We start from the raw sequence: 19,074 nt of genomic DNA, 5'->3' as shown, positions 1-19,074 counted from the left end.
AGCGGGGACTTGACAGCCTTTGCGTTGTGGAAAACACTCGGAAAACCTCGGTGGAAACGCGCCGACCACTCACCGGGGAGAATTCGGAAGCGCGTTCACAGAAATTATGTTAGCGCAAACAAAATGTAGCGCGAAACTCTCCCGACCCCCCAGGAGCGCCGCATGAGACGACGATGGACCGCCATCCTCGCCGCGATCGTCACGATCGCACTCGTCCCCTCCACCACCGTGCCCGCCAGGGCCGCGACCCCGATCACCACCGCGATCTACACGGCCGACCCCGCCGCGCTGGTCGTGGGGAACACCCTCTACCTCTACACCGGCCATGACGAGGCCCCCTCCGGAGGCACCAACTTCGTCATGCGCGACTGGCACGTCTACACCTCCACCGACGCCTCCACCTTCACCGACCAGGGGGCGAAGCTGTCGATCTCCAGCTTCCCGTGGGCCGGCGGCGACGCCTGGGCCAGCGAGGTCGAGCCGCGCAACGGCAAGTACTACTGGTACACCTCGATCAACGGCAACGGCCCCGGGTGGATGAACATCGGCGTCGCGGTCGGCGACTCCCCGCTCGGCCCGTTCACCGACGCCAAGGGCGGGCCGCTGATCAGCGACAGCACCGCCAACTCCTCGCCGCTCAACATCGACCCGACCGTCTTCACCGACGACGACGGCCAGGCGTACATCTACTGGGGCTCCTACTACGGCGTCCGCGCGGCCAAGCTCAAGCCCGACATGATCAACCTGGACGGCCCGGTCGTCACCCCCTCGGGGGTGAGCAACTTCTGGGAGGCCCCCTGGATGTTCAAGCGCAACGGCACCTACTATCTCGCCTACGCCGCCAACGACTCCGGGTGCTCCCAGCCCGGCTACGCCTGCGTCCGCTACGCCACGGCGAGCAACCCGCTGGGGCCGTGGACGCAGCGCGGCGTCGTGCTCGACCAGGTCACCTCGACCACCAACCACCCGGCGATCATCGAGTTCAACGGCCAGTGGTACATGGTCTACCACAACGCCGGAGCCCCGGGCGGCGGTAACTTCCGCCGCTCGGTCACCCTGGACAAGCTGTACTGGAACGCCGACGGCACCATGCGGAAGGTCGTGCAGACCACGACCCCGATCGGCGGCGGGGGCGGCGGCCAGCCCCCGGCCGGCACCAACCACGCGCTGACGGCGACCGCCTCCACCTCCTACGTCTCCCCGTGGGAGACACTCGGCGCGATCAAGGACGGGTTCGTCCCCTCCGGCTCGGCCGACCACAGCCACGGCGCCTACGGCAACTGGAACCGCCAGGGCACCGAGTGGATCGAGTACCAGTGGCCGAGCGCGCGCACCCTCGGCGAGGTCGCGACCTACTGGTTCGACGACGACCAGGGCATCGACCTGCCCGCGTCCTGCCAGGTCCAGTACTGGAACGGCAGCGCCTACGTGAACGTGCCCGGCCAGTCCGCCTGCGGCGTCGGGGCGAACACCTACAACGTCACCACCTTCAACCAGATCTCCACGACGCGGCTGCGGCTGAACATCACCTCCAGGACGGGCCACTCCACCGGCGTCCTGGAGTGGATGGCGCTCTAGCGCCGCCCCCGCCACCGCCCCTGACAGCACCACGTCGACATCCGCCGACCTGACCGGCGGATGACCTGGGCCCCGGGGCCGCCGCGCGGCGGCCCCGGGCGCCCCGGCGACGCGACCACGACGACACACGGAGGTTCCCGATGAAACGATGGTGGGCGGCAGCGGTTCCCGCCCTGGTGCTCGGCCTGATCCTGTCCCCCGGCGGCACGGTGCCCGCGGCGGCGGCCGCGGACCCCAACCTGGCGCCCTCGGCGACCGCGTCGGCGTCCTACACCTCCCCCTGGGAGAGCGTCGCGGCGGTCAACGACGGGATCGACCCGCCGTCGTCCAACGACACCGTCAACCGGCGCTGGGGCACCTGGCCCAACACCGGCGAGCAGTGGGCACTGCTCACCTGGCCCTCCGCGCGGACGCTGACCTCGGCCGACGTCTACTTCTTCGATGACAACGGCGGCGTGCGCCTCCCGGCCTCGTGGAGGCTGCAGTCCTGGAACGGCAGCGCCTACGTCGACCTGGCCGGGGCGAGCGCCTACAACCGGGCGCTCAACCAGTACAACCACGTCACCTTCACCACCGTCACCACCACCAGGCTGCGGGTGCTGCTCACCGGCACCTCCTCGGTCGGCCTGCTGGAGGTCAGGGCCAACGGCACCGTGCCCGGCGGCGGCACGGGGTGGAACCCGCCGTCGAACCTGGTCGCCCCGCTCAACCAGGTGTGGCAGCACTACGAGAGCACCTACCCGCAGCTGAACACCTTCAGGAACTACGGCTGGGACCAGGTGATGGCCAACGGCGGCAGCCTCAACTACTGCGTGCGCTGGGAGTCGAGCGCGCCGGTCTCCGCCGCGCTGCGCGACCGGATCCACGCCTCCCTGGCCCGCCAGGTCAAGAAGTGGACCGACCTGATGGCCGGCCACAACGGCTGGCCGTACACCACCGTCCCCGTCAAGGTCGTCGGGTGGGCCGTGCGCGACCGCGCCACGCTGCAGTGGAGCGACAACTCCGTCGACGTCTACGTCAACAACATCCGAGAGGGCGCCCCGCAGTGCGCCGAGCCGTGCGGGCGCTTCTTCAACCAGAACGGCCAGTACCCGAACTGCCCGGGTGGCGCGGCGCGCCACTACGACATGTCCCTGTGGCTCACCGCCGGGATGGGCGGCGGCGCGGGCGGCGACTGGGGCCAGCGCATCGGCAGCGAGTACTTCGTCGGCGCGCTCGACGCCGAGAACATCCACATCCTGCTGCACGAGATCGGGCACAGCTTCGGGCTGGACGACTTCTACGACTGGACGCCCTCCGGGGTCGGCGGGTTCCTCATGAAGGCCGGCAGCGCGAGCCAGATCACCGACTTCGACGCCTGGATGTTCCGGGACTGGTGGCGCCACCTCAAGAGCCGCTACGGCTACTGACCCTCCCGGCCGGCACGCACGCCGAACCGGGCCGGGTCGGCGGCGGGACACGAGCCTTTTCCGGCCGGTGATCCGAGGGGGAGCCGCGGCACCCGGCTCCCCCTCCCCCGCGAAAGCGATCGGCGAAATCCTGGCCGTCGAGACCTTGGAAAAATCATCTCAAAATCCCCTTCAAGGCCCCCAAGATCCCATCAGATCCACATGTACCGTTGATTCAGTACGTCTCATTCATCACCCGCCACACGGCGGTCGACCGGCAAATGTCCGTCGCCCTACGCATACCACTGAGAATTGACCGGACCATGCGATGACATGCGCGGCGCGGAGGTTTTGGTCGTGGAGCAATGGTCAAGGCGTGAGGACGAGCGGCTGCTCACCGGCAGGGGCCGCTACGTCGCCGACATGGACGTGCCCGGCTGCCTGGACGCCGTCTTCGTGCGGAGCGACGTCGCCCACGGCACGCTGCGCGAGGTGGACTGCTCCGCCGCGTACGAGGTCCCCGGCGTGGTGGGGGTCTGGTCCGCCGAGCACCTCTCGGAGATGCCGCCGTGCGCGCAGTCGGCCGTCACGTTGCAGGACCTGCCCCCGGTCCCTTACGTATTGCTCGCCCAGCTGTCCTCGGAGGAGGCCGTGGCCGGCCGGGAGTGGCCGGTGCTGGTGAGGGACCGGGTGCGCTACCCGGGCGAGGCGCTGGCGGTGGTGCTGGGCGAGGACCGCTACCGGGCCGAGGACGGGGCCGCCGAGGTCACCTTCCGGATCGACCCGCTGCCCGCGGTGGTGACGCCCTCCGCCGCCGCGGACGACTCCGTCCGCCTGTTCGACGGCCTGAGCAACGTCGCCCTGCGGGGAGAGGCCGGGGAACCGATCGAGGAGTCGGTGTGGCGGGAGGCCGCGGTCGTGGTGGAGGGCCACTACCGCCAGCAGCTGCTGATGCCCACCCCGATGGAGTGCAGGACGATCCTCGCCGTGCCCGAGGGGGACTCGCTGACGGTGTGGTCGGGCCACCAGATGCCGCACCGGTTGCGCCGGGAGCTGGTCGCACTGCTGGGCGGCCGGGTCGGGCGGGTGCGAGTGGTGGTACCCGACACCGGGGGCGCCTTCGGGTCCAAGAGCGCGACGTTCCCGGAGTTCGTCGCGGTCGCCTTCCTGGCGGTGAAGCTCGGACGTCCCGTCCGGTGGATCGAGGACAGGCTGGAGTCCATGCTGGTCGCCACCCGGGGCCGGGGCCAGGACCAGCGGGTCCGGCTCGCCGCCGACGCCGACGGGCGCCTGCTGGCGTACGAGCTGAACATCGACGCCGACGTCGGCGCCTACCCCCACCTCGGGGTCGGGCTGCCCATGCAGACCGCCTGGATGGCGACCGGGCCGTACGCCACCCCGCGGGTGCACGCCACCGTCCGCTCGGTGCTCACCAACACCATGGTGACCTATCCCTACCGGGGCGCGGGGCGCCCCGAGGCGGCGATCGCGCTGGAGCGGTCGATGGACGCGCTGGCCCGCCGGCTGGGCATGGACCCGGCCGAGCTGCGGCGGCGCAACTTCATCCCGCCCGAGGACTTCCCGTACGAGACGCCCACCGGGCGGCGCTACGACAGCGGGAACTACGCCGCCGCGCTCGACCTGGCGCTGGAGACCCTCGGCTACGACGGGTGGCGGGCCGAGCGGGACCGGCGCCGGGCGGACCCGGACGCCCTCCCCCTGGGGATCGGCCTGTCCTGCTACGTGGAACGCTCCGGCGGCGAGCCGGGAGGGCTGCACGAGTTCGGCGGCGTCGAGGCGCACGAGGACGGTACGGTCACCGCCCGCTGCGGCACGGCCTCCAGCGGCCAGGGCCACGAGACGGTCTTCCCCAGGCTGGTCGCCGAGGTCCTCGGCGTGGACGAGGCGCGGGTCCGGCTGGTCGAGGGCGACACCGACGAGCAGCCCGAAGGGGTGGGCTCCTTCGCCAGCCGGTCGGCGCAGGTGGCCGGCTCGGCACTGCGGCACGCCGCCGCGCTGCTCGTCGAGGAGGCGCGGGCGCGGGCCGCGGCGCTGTGGGAGGTGCCGGAGGAGGAGGTGACCTGGTCCGGCGGCACAGTGCAGGCCGTGCGCGGCGTCCCCGGCGGCCCGGCGGCCATGGACCTGGCCGAGCTGGTGAAGGCCACCGGGCCGATGCGGGTGGACGACCGGTTCGAGGCGGGCATGGCGTTCCCGTTCGGCACCCACGCGGCGGTGGTGGAGGTCGATCCGGAGCTGGGCGTCGTGCGCGTGCTGCGGGTGGTGGCGGTGGACGACTGCGGGGTGGTGCTCGACCCGGCCCTGGTGCGCGGGCAGGCCTTCGGGTCGGCCGTGCAGGGCATCGGCCAGGCGCTGTACGAGGGCATCCCCTTCGGCGAGGACGGCGTTCCCCTGCTGGCCGGCGCGCTGCTGGACTACCTGCTGCCGACGTTCGCCGAGGTCCCGCCCATCGAGATCAGGGACACCCGCACGCCGAGCCCCGGCACGCCGCTGGGCGCCAAGGGGGCGGGAGAGTCGGGCTGCATCGGCACCCCGGCCGCGATCGTCAACGCGGTGGCCGACGCGCTGCGGGTGGACGACCTCGACCTGTTGCAGATGCCGCTCACCCCGGACGTGGTGTGGCGGGCGGCCCGCGCCCCGAAGTTCCCGGAGCCGGAGCCGGGGCCGGAGGAGGTCCGGTGAAGCCCGCCGCCTTCGACTACGTCGTGCCGCGCACGGTGCGCGAGACCGTCGACGCGCTCGGCTCCGGGCCGGGTACCCAGGTTCTCGCCGGCGGGCAGAGCCTCGTCCTGGAGATGCGCCTGCAGCGCGTCCGCCCCGAGCTGGTGGTCGACATCAACCGTGTCGCCGGGCTCGACGGGATGAGCGCCGGCGACGGCACGTTGCGGGTCGGCGCGCTGGTCCGCCACGCCGCCTTCGAGCCGGAGGGGGCCGTACCGGGCCCGCTCGGCACGCTGTTCTCCCGCGCCGTGGTCAACGTCGCCCACCCGCCCATCCGCTCCCGCGGCACCCTGGTGGGCAGCCTCGCCTGGGCGCACCCGGCCGCGGAGTGGTGCGCCCTCGCCCTGGCCCTCGACGCCGTCGTCGAGGTGCACGGCTCCGGCGGCCCGCGCGAGATCGCGGCTCGCGACTACTTCCTCGGGCCGTTCCTGACCGCGCGCACACCGGACGAGCTCATCACCGCCGTACGGTTCCCGCTGCTCGCCGACGACACCGGCGTCGGTTTCATCGAGCACCGGCGCACGCACTTCTGCTTCGCCCAGGTGGCCGTGGCGGTGACGCTCACCGCGCCCGGCGGGGTGGTCACCGAGGCGAGGATCGGGCTCGTCAACTGCGCCGACCGGCCGGTGCGGGCCCGCGCCGCCGAGCGGGAGCTGATCGGCGCCGAGATCACGCCCCCGGCCGGACGCCGGGTGCCCGGCGACCACCCGTTCGCCCGCGCGGGCCGCGTCGCCGCCGAGCGGGACGCCGCGCCGCTGCCCGAGCCGTACGCCGACGTGGAGTACCGGCGCCAGGCCGTCGCCGTCCTGGTCGCCAGGACCCTGTGCGAGGCGGCGAGGGACCGGCGCTCGCGGGCCGGTACGGGGGAGGGAGGCCGTCCATGAGGATCACCGTCACGGTGAACGGCGAGGAGCGCGCGCTCGACGTGGAGCCCCGGCGCGTCCTGGCCGACGTGCTGCGCGAGGACTGCCGCCTCACGGGCACGCACCTGGGCTGCGAGCACGGCGTCTGCGGGGCCTGCACGGTGCTGGTCGACGGCGAGGCCGTCCGGTCGTGCCTGATGCTGGCCGTGCAGTGCGACGGCTGCTCGGTGCGCACCGTCGAAGGGCTGTCAGGGCCCGGCGGCGAGCCCCATCCGCTGCAGCGGGCCTTCTCCGCCGAGCACGCCCTGCAGTGCGGTTTCTGCACGCCGGGCTTCCTGATGGTGGCCGCGGGGGCGCTGGAGGCCGACCCCGCCGCCGGAGGCGACCCGGAGCGCGTCGCCGCCCTGGCCGAGTCCAACATCTGCCGGTGCACCGGCTACGAGCCCATCCGGCGCGCGATCGCGCGCGCCGCGAGCGAGTGGCCGCGGCCCCCGTCCTGACGTGACCCCTGTGGGAGTGAGGAGGCGGCGATGGCCGTGACAGGCGGCATCCGCGCGGGGATCGTCGACGTCCACGCGCACTGGCTGCCGCGAGAGCTGTTCGCCCTCCCGCCCGGCACCCCGGCGAGCATGAACGAGCGCGACGGCGAGCTGTTCCTGGGCGACCTCCCGCTGTCGTTCCCGGCGGCGATGATGAGCGACGTCGACACGCTCGTCGCCGACACCGACAGAGCCGGTCTCGGTGTCCGCGTCATCTCGCCGCCGCCCTTCGCCTTCCCCGTCCACGCGCCGGCCGAGGCGGACGACTACGTCGCCTCCTACAACGAGCGGCTCGCCGAGGCCGTGTCGTCCGCCGGCGGGGCGCTCGTGGGGCTCGGGCTGGTGCGGCTGGACGACGTGGGGGCCGCCCGGCGGGAGATGACCCGGCTGGCGGCGGCCGAGCGCGTCGCCGGTGTCGCCGTCCCGCCGCTGGTGGGGGGGACGCTCCTACGGCGAGGGCGTCATGCGCGAGGTGCTCGGCGTCGCCGCGGAGCTGGACCTCGCGGTCCTGGTGCACCCGACGCAGTCGCCGCGGCCCGAATGGGAGGAGCACTACCTGGCCAACCTGATCGGCAACCCGGTGGAGACCACCACCGCCGTGGCGTCGGTGCTCCTGAACGGTGTCATGGAGACGCTGCCCGGCCTGCGGATCTGCTTCGTCCACGGCGGGGGCTGCGCGCCGTACCTGCTCGGGCGCTGGGAACACGGCCGGCGGGTGCGGGCGGAGGTGCGGCGGGGGAACACCCGCCCGCCCGCCGACTCGTTCGCCCTGCTGTACTTCGACACGGTCACCTACGCCCCGGAGGCGCTGGCACTGCTGAGGGCGCGTGCCTCCGGGGACCGGATCCTCTGCGGCAGCGACTACCCGTTCGACATGGCGCAGCCGGACCCCGCCCGCTTCCCGCAGGACAACGGGATCGACGCCGCGACCCTGGAGGCGAACGGGCGCGCCTTCCTGGGGCTGGGGCCCCGCTCCTGACCGCGCGAGCCCGTGCCGCGCGGCACGCGAGGCCGGGCCTACTCGCTCAGCGCGATGGCACCGGCGGGGCAGACGGCGGCGGCCTCGCGGACCGGGGTGTGCCGGTCCGCGCCGGGCTCGGGGTCGAGCAGGACGACGATGCCGTCGTCGTCACGCTGGTCGAACACCTCCGGCGCGATCAGCACGCACTGGCCGGCGCCGCAGCACCTGTCCTCGTCCACGGTGACCCTCATACCGGTTTCCTCTCTGTCGTCCGGGAGCGGCGGTGCCGGGTCACCAGCGGACCGGGACCGTGCGCAGGCCGCCGACGGCCAGCCCCTCCACCCGCTCCAGCTCCTCCTCGGGGACGGCCAGATCCAGGGTCGGGAGCTTGCGCAGCAGCACCTCGAGCACGACCTGCAGCTCGGTGCGGGCCAGTGACTGGCCCAGGCAGGAGTGGGCGCCCGAGCCGAACGCCAGGTGCGGGTTCGGGCTGCGGCTCAGGTCCATCTCGGCGGCGGCCTCGAAGGCGCTCTCGTCCCGGTTGGCCGCGGCCATGCTGCACACCACGGTCGTACCGCGGGGCAGGACGGTGCCGCTCACCTCGGTCTCCTCGGGCATGTAGCGCGGCAGGCCGAAGCCCGCGTTGGCGTCGAGCCGCAGCGTCTCCTCCACCGCCGTGCGCACCAGCGACGGGTCGGCGAGCAGCCGCTCCCACCTGCCGCGGTCGGCCAGCAGCATGGAGACCATCTTGCCGATCATGTTGGCGGTGGTCTCGTGCCCGGCGACCAGCAGGCCCATGCCGGTGACCAGGATCTGGATGTCGGACAGCCCGCCGTCCTCGGGACCGCCGACCGCGATCAGCTCGCTCAGCAGGTCCTCGCCCGGCCGGGCGCGCTTGGCGGTGACGTGCTCTGACATGTACTGGAAGAACTCCGCCTGGGCGGCCTCGGTCTCGGCCTTGCCGTAGCGGGTGAGGTTGAGCAGGGCGTCGGACCAGTACGAGAAGCGGTCACGGTCGGCGGCCGGCACGCCGAGCATGTCGCAGATGACGTACACCGGCAGCGGGAAGCCCAGGCTCGCCTTGAGGTCACCCGGTGCGCCGCGCTTGACCATGTCGTCGATGAGCTCTTCGGCCATCCGGGTCATGGAGGGCCGCAGGGCCGACATCCGCTTGGCGGTGAACCACTTGCCGACCAGGCGCCGCCAGTGCTGGTGCTCCTCGCCCCTGTCAGGGATGATCTGCGCCATCTCGCTGCTGAAGACCCCGTCTCCCTCCGCCGACAGCCGCGCGGCGTCGGGGGCGGTGAGCTGGCGGGTGAAGCGCGGGTCGGCGAGCACCTGCTTGACGTCCGCGTAGCGGGTCAGCAGCCTCGCCCGGTCGCCGCTGGGCAGCTCCACGTGCGCCACCGGGCACGTGCCACGCAGCTCGGCCCATTCGGCGGGCGGCTCCAGCGCCTTGTCGTTGGGGATCGGGTAGCGCAGGACCTGCTCGTTGGCACTCATGCGTCATCTCCTCGCGAACGGATGGATCGGGCGGGCTGTCCCGTGCGCGCCTGGGCCTGTTCTCGTTCCCGCGCCTCCGCCTCCGCCTTTGCCGCGTCGGCCCGGCCCGCACGTGTCCGCCGTCCTGCATCGTCACGTTACCCTACACATGTCGGGAAACCTACATGTGTAGTTTGCCGGTAAAGTGAAGAATGTGGCCACGACCAAGAGCAGTGACACCCCCTCCGGTGACCGGCGCGTGCGCCGTACCCACACGGCCCTGGCACGCGCGCTGATCCAGCTCGTCGAGGAACGCGACCTGTCCCGGATCACCGTCGCCGACGTCGCCGGATGCGCCGGGGTGAGCCGCTCGACCTTCTACGACCACTACCGCGACGTGCACGAGCTCGCCGAGGTGGCCTGCACCGCGATGATCGACGGGCTGATCGAGTCGCTGCCCGGCCCCGGCCCGGAGACGGCGGATCCCGCGCCCGAGGCGACCCAGTCGCTGGAGGCGTTCTTCGCCAGCCTCGCCGAGCACGCCGGGCTCTACCGCACCCTGCTGGGACCGCAGGGCAGCGCGCGCGTCGTCGACCACATCCGCCGCCGCATCGCCGCGACCGTCCACGACCGCCTCCGCCAGATCGCCGCCGGCGACCTGACGGGATACCCGAGCCCGGCCTCGGACATCCCGCACGACGTCCCGGCCGCGTTCACCGCCGGGGCGCTCATCGGCGTGGCCGCCGACTGGCTCCAGCGCGGATGCCCGCGCTCCCCGGCCGAGATGGCCGCCCTGACCTGGCCGCTCTTCAGCGCGCTCCACCGCGCCGAGGCCGCCACCCCCGCCTGAGGCCGTACGGCCGCACCCCGGAGACCGCCTCGAAGGTCATCCCGGGCGGGGCGTCGAGCCCGTCCGGACCCCCGGCACGCCCGGCGTCGGCCGGTGGCCCGGCCGCGCCCCGAGGCGGCCGGGTTCCGCGGGTCTAGCGGCAGAACGGCGCCATGCCCAGCACCGACCTGACCCCGCCGAGCAGGTGCTGGACGAAGTACCGGTCGCCCTCCATGGGCTCGTCGGTCCATGCCTTGACGTCGTGGCCGAGGGTGGTGAGCCAGGCCTTGCCGCCGTCGTAGTACTGGCACCAGCTGACGGGATGGTCGTCCCCGTGGCCGGGATGGCCGAGGTTGCCGCGCACCCCCCGGGCGAGGGTGCTCTCGTCCACCTTGGCCAGCACCCTGACCCTCGTCGGGAACGGCACGAGGTTGTACCACTCGTCGGAGAAGGCCCAGCGCCTCGGCAACCCCTGGGTGGAGACGTCCTTCCTGCCCACGGTCTCGACGACTCCCGGCTGGTTGGCGCTGTGGTCGTAGAAGTTGGCGTTGCCGAGCAGGCCCTCGTACCAGGGCCAGTTGTACTCGGTGCCGAAGGCGTTGTGGATGCCGGCGAAGCCGCCGCCGGCGCGGATGTACTGCCGCAGGGCGGTCTGCGCGGCGTCGTCGAGGGTGTCGCGCGTGGTGCTGAGGAACATCACGGCGTTGTACGACAGCAGCCTGCCCGCCGAGGACAGCTGGGTGACGTCCTCGGTGTAGTCGACGGCGAACCCGTTCTCCTCCCCCAGCTTGATCACGGCCTTGACCGCGACGTTGTCGTCGTTGAGCGGCGGGTTCAGGCCGGGGCCGAGGGGGGTTCCGAGGTGGGCGTGGCGGGGGCCGGCGGTGCGGCTGTAGACGAGCAGGCGGTAGCCCTCGGCGGGGTCGAAGTTGCCCCAGTCGTGGTAGCAGCGGGGGTCGGTGCCCCGGCAGACGCCGTAGTCGGGGTCGCCGAGGTTCTCGGCCCCCTTGCCGTGGCCGGGTGAGGCCGCGGAGCCGGGGGAGGTGAGGGTGAGAAGGAGTGCCGCCGCGCCGAAGGCGGCGATGGACAGGGACGAACGCCTGACGCGCATGAGCACCTCACGTGCTTCGGTCCGCTAGATGGACCACTTGGTCCATTGAGAGGTCTTGAGCGTATCCAGCGCCGTCGCCTTAAAACAAGCTCTTGCTTCACCGCCGCGTCCGGCCTATCGTGCGACCGAGTCATGGATCCGGCGATCCATCTGGTGGACCAGCGAGGGGTGGCCGCTACCGGGCCCTGAGGTCGGTGGGCAGGATGGAGGGCGGTATGGGCCCCTTGTTGCGGCGGCCCTGGCCCGACTCCTCCCAGGCGTGCGCGAGGATGCCCACGCTGCGGCTCAGCACGAACAGGCCGCGGGCCAGCGGCGCGGGGAAGCCCAGCTCGGCGTAGATCACCGCGGTGGCGCCGTCGATGTTCATCGGCACCGGGCTGATCAGCTCCTCCACCTGCCGGGCCGCGCGCAGGTGGTCACCGGCCACCACCCCGCCGGCCACCGCCTCGTCCACCAGGGCGAGCAGCGGGTCGCGGCGCGGGTCGCGGGTGTGGAAGCGGTGCCCGAACCCGGGCAGATACTTGTCGCGGGCCCGGCGGCGGGCCACCGTGGCGGCCGCGTCGCCGGAGCGCACGACCTCCTCCAGCATCTCCACGCACTGCTCCCCCGCGCCGCCGTGCACGTCGCCCAGCATGTTGACGCCGGTGGCGACGGCGTTGTTCAGCCCGACGCCGCAGGTGATCGCCATCCGGGCGGCGGCGATCGACGGGGCGTGCGGGCCGTGGTCGACCGAGGAGACCAGCGCCGCCTCCAGCAGCGCGGCCTGCCGCTCCTCCGGCAGCCCCCCGCGGAGCATGAGCCAGACGACCTCGGCGAAGCCGGCCCGCCCGATCAGCTCCTGCACCGGCCTGCCCTGCAGCTCGATGACGTCGGGCTCGATCCGGGACACCGCCGTCCCCCACCAGTCGGCAGCGTCGCTCACGTCGCTCACGTCGCTCATGACGCCACCCCGAACTCCGCGTTGTGCTGGCCGAGAAGAGGAGCGGGGCCGCGCGGGTGCAGCGCGACGCCGTCGACGAGGACGCCGTTGCCCGTGACCGTCACCCGGCGCTCGTCGCCGCCGGGGAACGGCAGCTCCGTCAGGAAGCCGCGCTCGCGGAGCTGGCCGAGCGCGAGCGCCTGGGCCACGGTGAGGACGCGGGCGGCCGGGACGCCCCCTCGCGAGAGGATCTCCTCCCACTCCGGCGCCGTCCTGGTCCGCAGCGCCCGGTTGAGCTCGTGGTTCAGGGCCCGGCGGTGGGTCTTGCGTGACTCTCTCGCGGCGAACCGGGGATCGGCGGGCAGGTCGGGCCGCCCGACGAGGCGGCACAGCGTCTCGAACTGGGCCTGCTGGTTGGCCGCGATGTTCAGCGGCCCGTCGGCGGTCTCGAAGGTGCCCGACGGCGCGGCGGTGGCGTTCTGGTCGCCCATCGGCTCCGGCTCGACGCCGCTGACCAGGTAGTTGGAGGCCGTCCAGCCCATCGCGGAGATGGACGCCTCCAGCATCGACAGGTCCAGGAAGCAGCCGCTCCCGCCGCGCTCGCGCCCGGCCAGCGCGGCGCAGATGGACAGCGCGGCCATCAGCCCCCCGATGGAGTCGCAGATCGGGAAGCCGACGCGCAGCGGCACCGTCTCCGGGGTGCCGGTGACGCTCATCATGCCGGACAGCCCCTGGACGATCTGGTCGTAGGCGGGCGCCGCGCTCATCGGGCCGCTCTGGCCGAACCCGGAGATCGCGCAGTAGACCAGGCGGGGGTTGAGCTCCCGCAGCCGCTCCCAGCCGTAGCCGAGCCGCTCCAGGACCCCGGCCCTGAAGTTCTCCAGCAGGACGTCGGCGCCGGCCACCATGGCCTCGAACGCCTGCCTGCCCGCCGGGCTCTTCAGGTCGATCTCGACCGACTTCTTCCCGGCGTTCTGCGCCAGGAAGGAGGCGCCGAGCCCCTCCCGGTTGAGCTCGGGGTCCGGGCCGAGGCTACGGGCGAGATCCCCGCCGCCGGGCATCTCGACCTTGACCACCTCCGCGCCGAACAGCATCAGCTGGTAGCTGCAGTACGGCCCGGACAGGACGTTGGTGAGGTCCACGACCTTGATGCCGTCCAGTGGCAACTGCTGCATGCACGCTCCATAGGGTCAGGTCAGGGGATGGTCGAAGCCGCGGTCCGACATGCGCTTGGCCGCCTCCCGCAGGTCCGCGGCGAACTCCTGGACCCGCTCCTCGCCGAAGCGGACCGTCGGGCCGCTCAGCGAGAGCGCCGCCACGGTCGCGCCCGCCGCGCCCGTCACGGGGACGGCCACCGCCGACAGGCCGGGCTCGCGCTCGCCGTGGCTGGCCGCGTAGCCGTCCCTGGCGGCCCCGGCGATCCACTCCCGCAGCGTCGCCAGGTGCCCCTCGCCGTGCGGCGAGGACTGGGAGACGCGCGCCAGGAGCCTCGCCGGGGCGTCCTTGAGCAGGACCTTCGAGGCGGCGCCCGCCCACAGGGGCAGCTCGTCGCCGACCCGCACGACGTGGCGCAGCGGCTGCGGGCTCTCCTGCTGGGCGATGCAGATGCGGTGGACGTCGCGCAGGACGTAGAGGTTGACGGTCTCCCGGTGCCGCTCCCCCAGCTCGCGCATGAGCTGGACGGTCTCCGGGGGCAGCTCCCAGGCGTCACGCGCGAGGTGCGCCCAGCGCCACAGGGCGGGCCCGGCCGCGTAGCCCTTGCGCGTGGCCCACAGCAGCCCCATGTGCTCCAGGGTCTGCAGCAGGCGCAGCGCCGTCGTCTTGGCCAGCCCCGTCTCGTCGACGACCTCGCGGATCGTCAGCGTCCGGCGGTCGTCGGTGAGCAGGGACAGGATGTCGAACGCCCGCTGGACGCTGCGCACGCCGCCACCGCCGTCACCGGAGACCGCCGGGTTGTTCATCGAAGGCACGAGTCCTCACTTGTGAGTCGAAGGTGAACCTTTCCGCTCACTCTCGCATGCGGTCCGTACGCTAACACCAGTCCGCGCAGCGGTCCATATGCTCCACTATACGGATCCACTGCCCCCTTGCCAGAACCTTTACCCTCCTCATACCGTGAGGCAATCCACAGTGCGGTTCTTGAGAACCGCCAAGCGGATCTCTATGGAGATGACATGGACGCAGTCCAGGAAGCCGAATGCCTGATCGCCGGGAAGTGGCTGAGTGAGGGCCCCCGTTCCGACCGCGTCGGCCCCTACGTGCGGCGGGTGGTGAGCCGGGCCAGGCTCGCCGGTCCCGACGACGTCGCCGCGGCGCTCGACTACGCGCGCCGCGGTGCCGCGACGGTCGCGCGGCTCGCCCCGGCGACCCGCGCGACGATCCTGGAGCGCGCCTCGGCCGCGGTCGGCGCCCGCGCCGAGGAGTTCGCCCGGCTGCTCGCCCTGGAGCTGGGCAAGCCGCTCAAGGACGGCCGCGGGGAGATGCTGCGGGTGGCCGACACGTTCGCGGTCGCGGCGGCCGAGGCCAGGGCGATCGGCGGCGAGGTGCTGCCGGTGGCGGGCTGGGCGCGCGGGGTGGGCAACACCGCCATCACCCAGCGCGCCCCGGCCGGCCCGGTGCTGGCGATCACGCCGTTCAACGCCCCGGCGAACCTGCTCGCCCACAAGCTGGCCGCCTCCTTCGCGGCCGGCAACACCACGGTCGTCAAGCCGCCGCCGCAGGCCCCGGCCGTCTCCACCGCCCTGGTCCGGCTGCTGCTGGAGGCCGGGATGCCGGAGGAGGCCGTCCAGGTCCTGCACGGGGGCGGGGACGTGGGCGCGCGGTTGTGCGCCGCGCCGGAGATCGCCGTGATCAGCTTCACCGGCGGCGTCACGGCCGGCGCCGCCGTCGCCCACGCCGCCGGGCCCAAGCGGGTGCTGCTGGAACTGGGCGGCAACGCCGCCACCATCGTCTGCGAGGACGCCGACGTGGCGGAGGCGGCGCGCGTCTGCGCGCGTACCGGATACAGCAACTCCGGCCAGAGCTGCATCTCCGTCCAGCGCGTCTACGTGCAGCGCGACCGGTTCGAGGAGTTCGCCCAGGCCCTGACCGGCGAGGTGCGGGCGCTGAGGGTGGGCGACCCGCTCGACCCGGCGACCGACGTCGGCTCGATGGTGGACGACGAGGCCGCCGAGCGCGTGGAGCGCTGGGCCGGGGAGGCGGCGCGCGCCGGCGCGACGGTGACGACCGGCGGTACGCGCGCGGGCGCGGTGATGGCGCCGACCGTGGTCGTCGCGCCGCCCGCCGACGCGAGGGTCGTCCGCGAGGAGGTCTTCGGCGCGCTCGTCGCCGTGCTCCCCTACGACGGCTTCGACGAGGTCGTCCAGGAGTGCAACCGCAGCAGCTACGGCCTGCAGGCCGGGCTGTTCACCCACGACGTGCGCCGCATCGTCACCGCCTGGCGCGAGCTGGAGGTGGGCGGCCTGGTCGTGAACGGCTCGTCGAACTTCCGCCTGGACCACCTCCCGTTCGGCGGCGTGAAGGACTCCGGCATCGGCCGCGAGTCGCCCCGCTGGATGATCGAGGACTTCACCGTGACCAAGACCCTGCTCCTTCGCGGGCTGACCATCTGGGGAGACCAGTGACCGCCGACCACCTGGAAACCACCGACCGTTCGGAAAGACCGGTGACCACCGTCGCGCACGCGCTCGTCGCCCAGCTCGAGGACCTCGGTGTCGAGTACGTCTTCGGCACCTGCGGGCACACCAACATCGCCGTGCTCGACGCGCTGGCCGACAGCCGCGTCCGCTTCGTCATCGCCCGCCACGAGCAGGCGGCGGCGCACGCGGCCGACGGCTACGCCCGCGCCTCCGGCAGGCCCGGCGTCCTGCTTGTGCACGTCGGGCCCGGCCTGACCAACGCGGCCACGGGGGTGATGACCGCCGCGCTCGACTCGGTGCCGATGGTGGTGATCTCCGGCGACATCCCGTCCTACTACCACGGCCGCCACCCGCACCAGGAGATCAACCTGCACGCCGACGCCGACCAGGCGTCGGTCTTCCGGCCCTTCGTCAAGCGCGCCTGGAACGTGCACCGGGCCCAGGACCTGGGCCGCTCCGTGGAGCGGGCCTTCTGGACGGCGACCGCGGGCAGGCCGGGGGCGGTGCTGGTCAACGTGCCGATGGACGTCTTCTCGCGGCCCGCGGCGCCGTACCCGCCGATCAGCCACGCCGCGCCGCCCTGCCTGCCCGCCGCGACGGCGGAGCGGATCGCCGAGGCCCTCGCGGGCGCCGAGCGGCCGCTGCTGTACGTCGGCGGCGGCCTGCGCGAGGACTCCGAGGCGCTGCTGGCGCTGGCCGAGCACCTGGACATCCCGATCGCGCACTCGCTGATGGCCAAGGGCACCGTCCCCGACGCGCACCCGCTGGTGCTGGGCATGCCGGGGTTCTGGGGGCTGGAGCTGACCAACGCCTACGCCAGGGAGGCCGACGTGGTGCTGGCGCTGGCCACCCGGTTCGCCGAGACCGACGCCAGCTCCTGGGACCCGCGTTTCACCTGGACGCTCGGCGAGCGCGGCAGGCTGATCCAGATCGACATCGACCCGGCCGAGATCGGCCGCAACTACCCGGTCGAGATCGGCGCCGTCGCCGACGCCGGGCTCGCGGTGCGGGCGCTGGCCGAGGCCGTCGCGTCGCATCCGCCGGTCGAGCGGCCCGAGCTGCGCGAGCGCATCCGCGAGGCCAGGACGGAGCTGTTCGCCGGGAGCCGCGAGCGGGGCCGCAGCGACGCCTTCCCGCTGCGGCCCGAGCGCATCCTCGCCGACCTGCGCGACGCGCTGCCCTCCGGCGCGATCCTGGTGACCGACGTGGGCTGGAACAAGAACGGCGTCGCGCAGTGCTACGAGCTGCCGTCCGAGGGCCGCTTCATCGCCCCCGGCGGCGCCTCCACCATGGGGTTCGGCCCGGCCGCCGCCGTCGGCGTCCAGCTCGCCCGCCCCGACGGCGTCGTGGTCGCGCTCATCGGCGACGGCGGCATGGGGGCCCAGCTGCCGGCCCTGCCGCTCGCCGTCGAGCAGGGCGCGCCGGTGATCTTCGTGGTGATGAACAACAGGGCGCACGGCACCATCTCCGACCTGCAGTCCGCGCACTTCGGCCGCAGCCACGGCTGCGACTTCACCGACCCCGCCGGGCGCCCCTACAGCCCCGACTTCGCGGCGCTGGCCGCCGCGTGCGGCGCCGACGGCCACGCCGTCACCACGCCGGGGGAGTTCGGGGCGGCCCTGCGGGCGGCGGTGGCCAACCGGCGGCCCGCGCTCATCGACGTGCCGATGGTCAACGAGCCCGTCCCGACCCCCGGGCACTGGAACATCAAGGACATCTATCAGGGCCTTTTCACCGACTGAAACCGTTGCCCGTTCGGTATTTCCCCGGGTTTCGCCAGGCCGTATAACTAACGTACTAGTCCGTGCATTACGGGGCCGTGTCGATCACCGCACTTTCCTCCACCCCCCAATGAGGTGAATCACTTGTTCTCCGCAAGAATCGCAAGGATCTCCGTTTCCGCCGCGGCGCTGACCGCGCTGGCCGCGCTCACCGCCTGTTCCGCCCCCGGCCAGCAGGCCGCCCAGGAGGCGGACGCCACCGGGCCCATCAAGATCGCCAATATCAACGCGCAGAGCGGGCAGCTGAGCCCGCTCGGCCAGTGGGAGCACAAGGGCGTCAAGCTCGCCATCGACGAGGCCAACAAGGCGGGCGGCGTCGACGGCCGGCAGATCAAGCTCGACCTCTTCGACAGCCAGGGCGACCCCACCGTGGGCACCAACCTGGCCAGGAAGATCTCCAGCGAGGGTTACGTCGCCATGCTCGGCACCGCCGAGAGCGCGGTCACCCTGGCCATGGCCCCCATCCTCAAGGACGCCAAGATCCCGAACATCACCTCGGGCCAGTCGCCCAAGCTCGCCGACCTCAAGAGCCCGTTCCTGTTCCTGAACGCGCCGACCAGCGTCACCTTCGACGAGACGCTCGCCAAGTACCTCATCGACGACAAGGGCTACAAGAAGATCGCGCTGATCAGCAACAACGGCGCGTACGGCGCCGGTGAGCACGACGCGTTCCTGGCCGCGCTCAAGTCCAGGAACGTCACCGCGATCGCCGACGAGGTCGTCACCCCCGACCAGAAGGACTTCAACGCCAACCTCGCCAAGATCCGCGAGCAGGAGCCCGACGTACTGTTCATCGGCGCCGAGGAGGTCCAGTCGGGCCTGATCGCCAAGCAGTCGCGCGAGCTGGGCCTGAAGGCGCTGTTCGCGGGCGGCGCGCCGATGGGCACCGACGTGTACGCCACCACCGCGGGCCTGGACAACGCCGAGGGCTCCGTCGTGAGCTCGCCGTACCTGAGCAACGAGGCCAGCGAGCCCATCAAGGCGTTCGCCGCCAAGTACAAGGCCACCTACAACGAGGACGCCCGCATGCACGTCGCCAAGGCCTACGACGGCGCGTCGATCCTGATCGAGGCGCTCAAGCAGACCAAGGGCGCCGGCGGCCAGCCGCTCGCCGACGCCATCCGCGGCGTGAAGCGCGCCGGGCTGCTGGGCGACTACAACTACGACGCGTCCGGGGTCGGCATCCACGCCACCAAGATCGGCCTGGTCAAGGGCGGCACCGTCGTTCCCGAAGACGCGAGCTGAC

The 19,074-nt window shown here is 72.6% G+C and carries 16 protein-coding genes; 10 read left to right on the top strand and 6 right to left on the bottom strand.

The annotated features are described in order from the left end of the window. Positions 1-162 precede the first annotated feature (162 nt). The 6 genes from AC5L38_RS40515 (at position 163) to AC5L38_RS40490 (ending at position 8,086) form a co-directional block, all read left to right on the top strand. Positions 163-1,578: a glycoside hydrolase family 43 protein gene (locus tag AC5L38_RS40515; RefSeq protein ID WP_495248120.1), complete on the top strand. Its 1,416-nt coding sequence runs from the start codon at positions 163-165 to the stop codon at positions 1,576-1,578. A 140-nt stretch (positions 1,579-1,718) separates the two neighbouring features. Then, positions 1,719-2,987, top strand: coding sequence for a hypothetical protein (locus AC5L38_RS40510; RefSeq protein WP_495248119.1), 1,269 nt, complete (start codon positions 1,719-1,721; stop codon positions 2,985-2,987). Positions 2,988-3,323: 336 nt separating this feature from the next. Then, positions 3,324-5,666, top strand: coding sequence for a xanthine dehydrogenase family protein molybdopterin-binding subunit (locus AC5L38_RS40505; protein ID WP_495248118.1), 2,343 nt, complete (start codon positions 3,324-3,326; stop codon positions 5,664-5,666). Next, the gene (locus tag AC5L38_RS40500; protein ID WP_495248117.1) at positions 5,663-6,589 is read left to right on the top strand and encodes an FAD binding domain-containing protein; all 927 of its coding nucleotides are present in this window, start codon (positions 5,663-5,665) and stop codon (positions 6,587-6,589) included. The genes AC5L38_RS40505 and AC5L38_RS40500 overlap by 4 nt, the downstream gene beginning before the upstream one ends. Beyond that, complete coding sequence (locus tag AC5L38_RS40495) at positions 6,586-7,068, top strand: (2Fe-2S)-binding protein (protein ID WP_495248116.1); 483 nt, start codon at positions 6,586-6,588, stop codon at positions 7,066-7,068. The genes AC5L38_RS40500 and AC5L38_RS40495 overlap by 4 nt, the downstream gene beginning before the upstream one ends. A 451-nt stretch (positions 7,069-7,519) precedes the next feature. After that, positions 7,520-8,086, top strand: coding sequence for an amidohydrolase family protein (locus tag AC5L38_RS40490; protein WP_495248115.1), 567 nt, complete (start codon positions 7,520-7,522; stop codon positions 8,084-8,086). A 38-nt stretch (positions 8,087-8,124) separates the two neighbouring features. Here AC5L38_RS40490 and AC5L38_RS40485 read toward each other — a convergent pair whose 3' ends face one another. Further along, positions 8,125-8,319, bottom strand: coding sequence for a ferredoxin (locus AC5L38_RS40485; protein ID WP_495248114.1), 195 nt, complete (start codon positions 8,317-8,319; stop codon positions 8,125-8,127). Positions 8,320-8,359: 40 nt separating this feature from the next. Beyond that, complete coding sequence (locus AC5L38_RS40480) at positions 8,360-9,571, bottom strand: cytochrome P450 (protein WP_495248113.1); 1,212 nt, start codon at positions 9,569-9,571, stop codon at positions 8,360-8,362. A 193-nt stretch (positions 9,572-9,764) separates the two neighbouring features. Between AC5L38_RS40480 and AC5L38_RS40475 the strand changes: the two genes are divergently transcribed. After that, entirely contained in the window at positions 9,765-10,400 is a 636-nt protein-coding gene (locus AC5L38_RS40475; RefSeq protein ID WP_495248112.1) for a TetR/AcrR family transcriptional regulator, read from the top strand. Between the two features lie 133 nt (positions 10,401-10,533). On the opposite strand, the gene AC5L38_RS40470 is transcribed toward AC5L38_RS40475, so the two are convergent. From AC5L38_RS40470 to AC5L38_RS40455, 4 genes are all read right to left on the bottom strand, one after another. Continuing rightward, positions 10,534-11,490, bottom strand: coding sequence for a ThuA domain-containing protein (locus AC5L38_RS40470; RefSeq protein WP_495248111.1), 957 nt, complete (start codon positions 11,488-11,490; stop codon positions 10,534-10,536). A 175-nt stretch (positions 11,491-11,665) separates the two neighbouring features. Next, complete coding sequence (locus AC5L38_RS40465; RefSeq protein ID WP_495248110.1) at positions 11,666-12,430, bottom strand: citryl-CoA lyase; 765 nt, start codon at positions 12,428-12,430, stop codon at positions 11,666-11,668. Further along, a complete protein-coding gene (locus AC5L38_RS40460; protein ID WP_495248109.1) occupies positions 12,427-13,584 on the bottom strand; it encodes a CaiB/BaiF CoA transferase family protein in 1,158 nt (385 codons plus the stop codon). Before AC5L38_RS40460 ends, AC5L38_RS40465 begins: the two co-directional genes overlap by 4 nt. A gap of 15 nt (positions 13,585-13,599) precedes the next feature. Beyond that, on the bottom strand, positions 13,600-14,370 hold the full coding sequence (locus AC5L38_RS40455; protein WP_495248108.1) for an IclR family transcriptional regulator: 771 nt from the start codon (positions 14,368-14,370) through the stop codon (positions 13,600-13,602). 213 nt (positions 14,371-14,583) lie between these two features. Here AC5L38_RS40455 and AC5L38_RS40450 point away from each other — a divergent pair, with 213 nt between their 5' ends. The 3 genes from AC5L38_RS40450 (at position 14,584) to AC5L38_RS40440 (ending at position 19,073) form a co-directional block, all read left to right on the top strand. Continuing rightward, entirely contained in the window at positions 14,584-16,032 is a 1,449-nt protein-coding gene (locus AC5L38_RS40450; protein WP_495248107.1) for an aldehyde dehydrogenase family protein, read from the top strand. After that, the gene (locus AC5L38_RS40445; protein WP_495248106.1) at positions 16,029-17,789 is read left to right on the top strand and encodes a thiamine pyrophosphate-binding protein; all 1,761 of its coding nucleotides are present in this window, start codon (positions 16,029-16,031) and stop codon (positions 17,787-17,789) included. Before AC5L38_RS40450 ends, AC5L38_RS40445 begins: the two co-directional genes overlap by 4 nt. Positions 17,790-17,912: 123 nt before the next feature. Beyond that, on the top strand, positions 17,913-19,073 hold the full coding sequence (locus AC5L38_RS40440; RefSeq protein ID WP_495248105.1) for an ABC transporter substrate-binding protein: 1,161 nt from the start codon (positions 17,913-17,915) through the stop codon (positions 19,071-19,073). Position 19,074 lies beyond the last annotated feature (1 nt).

The organism is Streptosporangium nanhuense, assembly GCF_059358815.1.
Note: the sequence above shows the minus strand (reverse complement) of the source record. Positions and strands in the feature narration are given on the sequence as shown.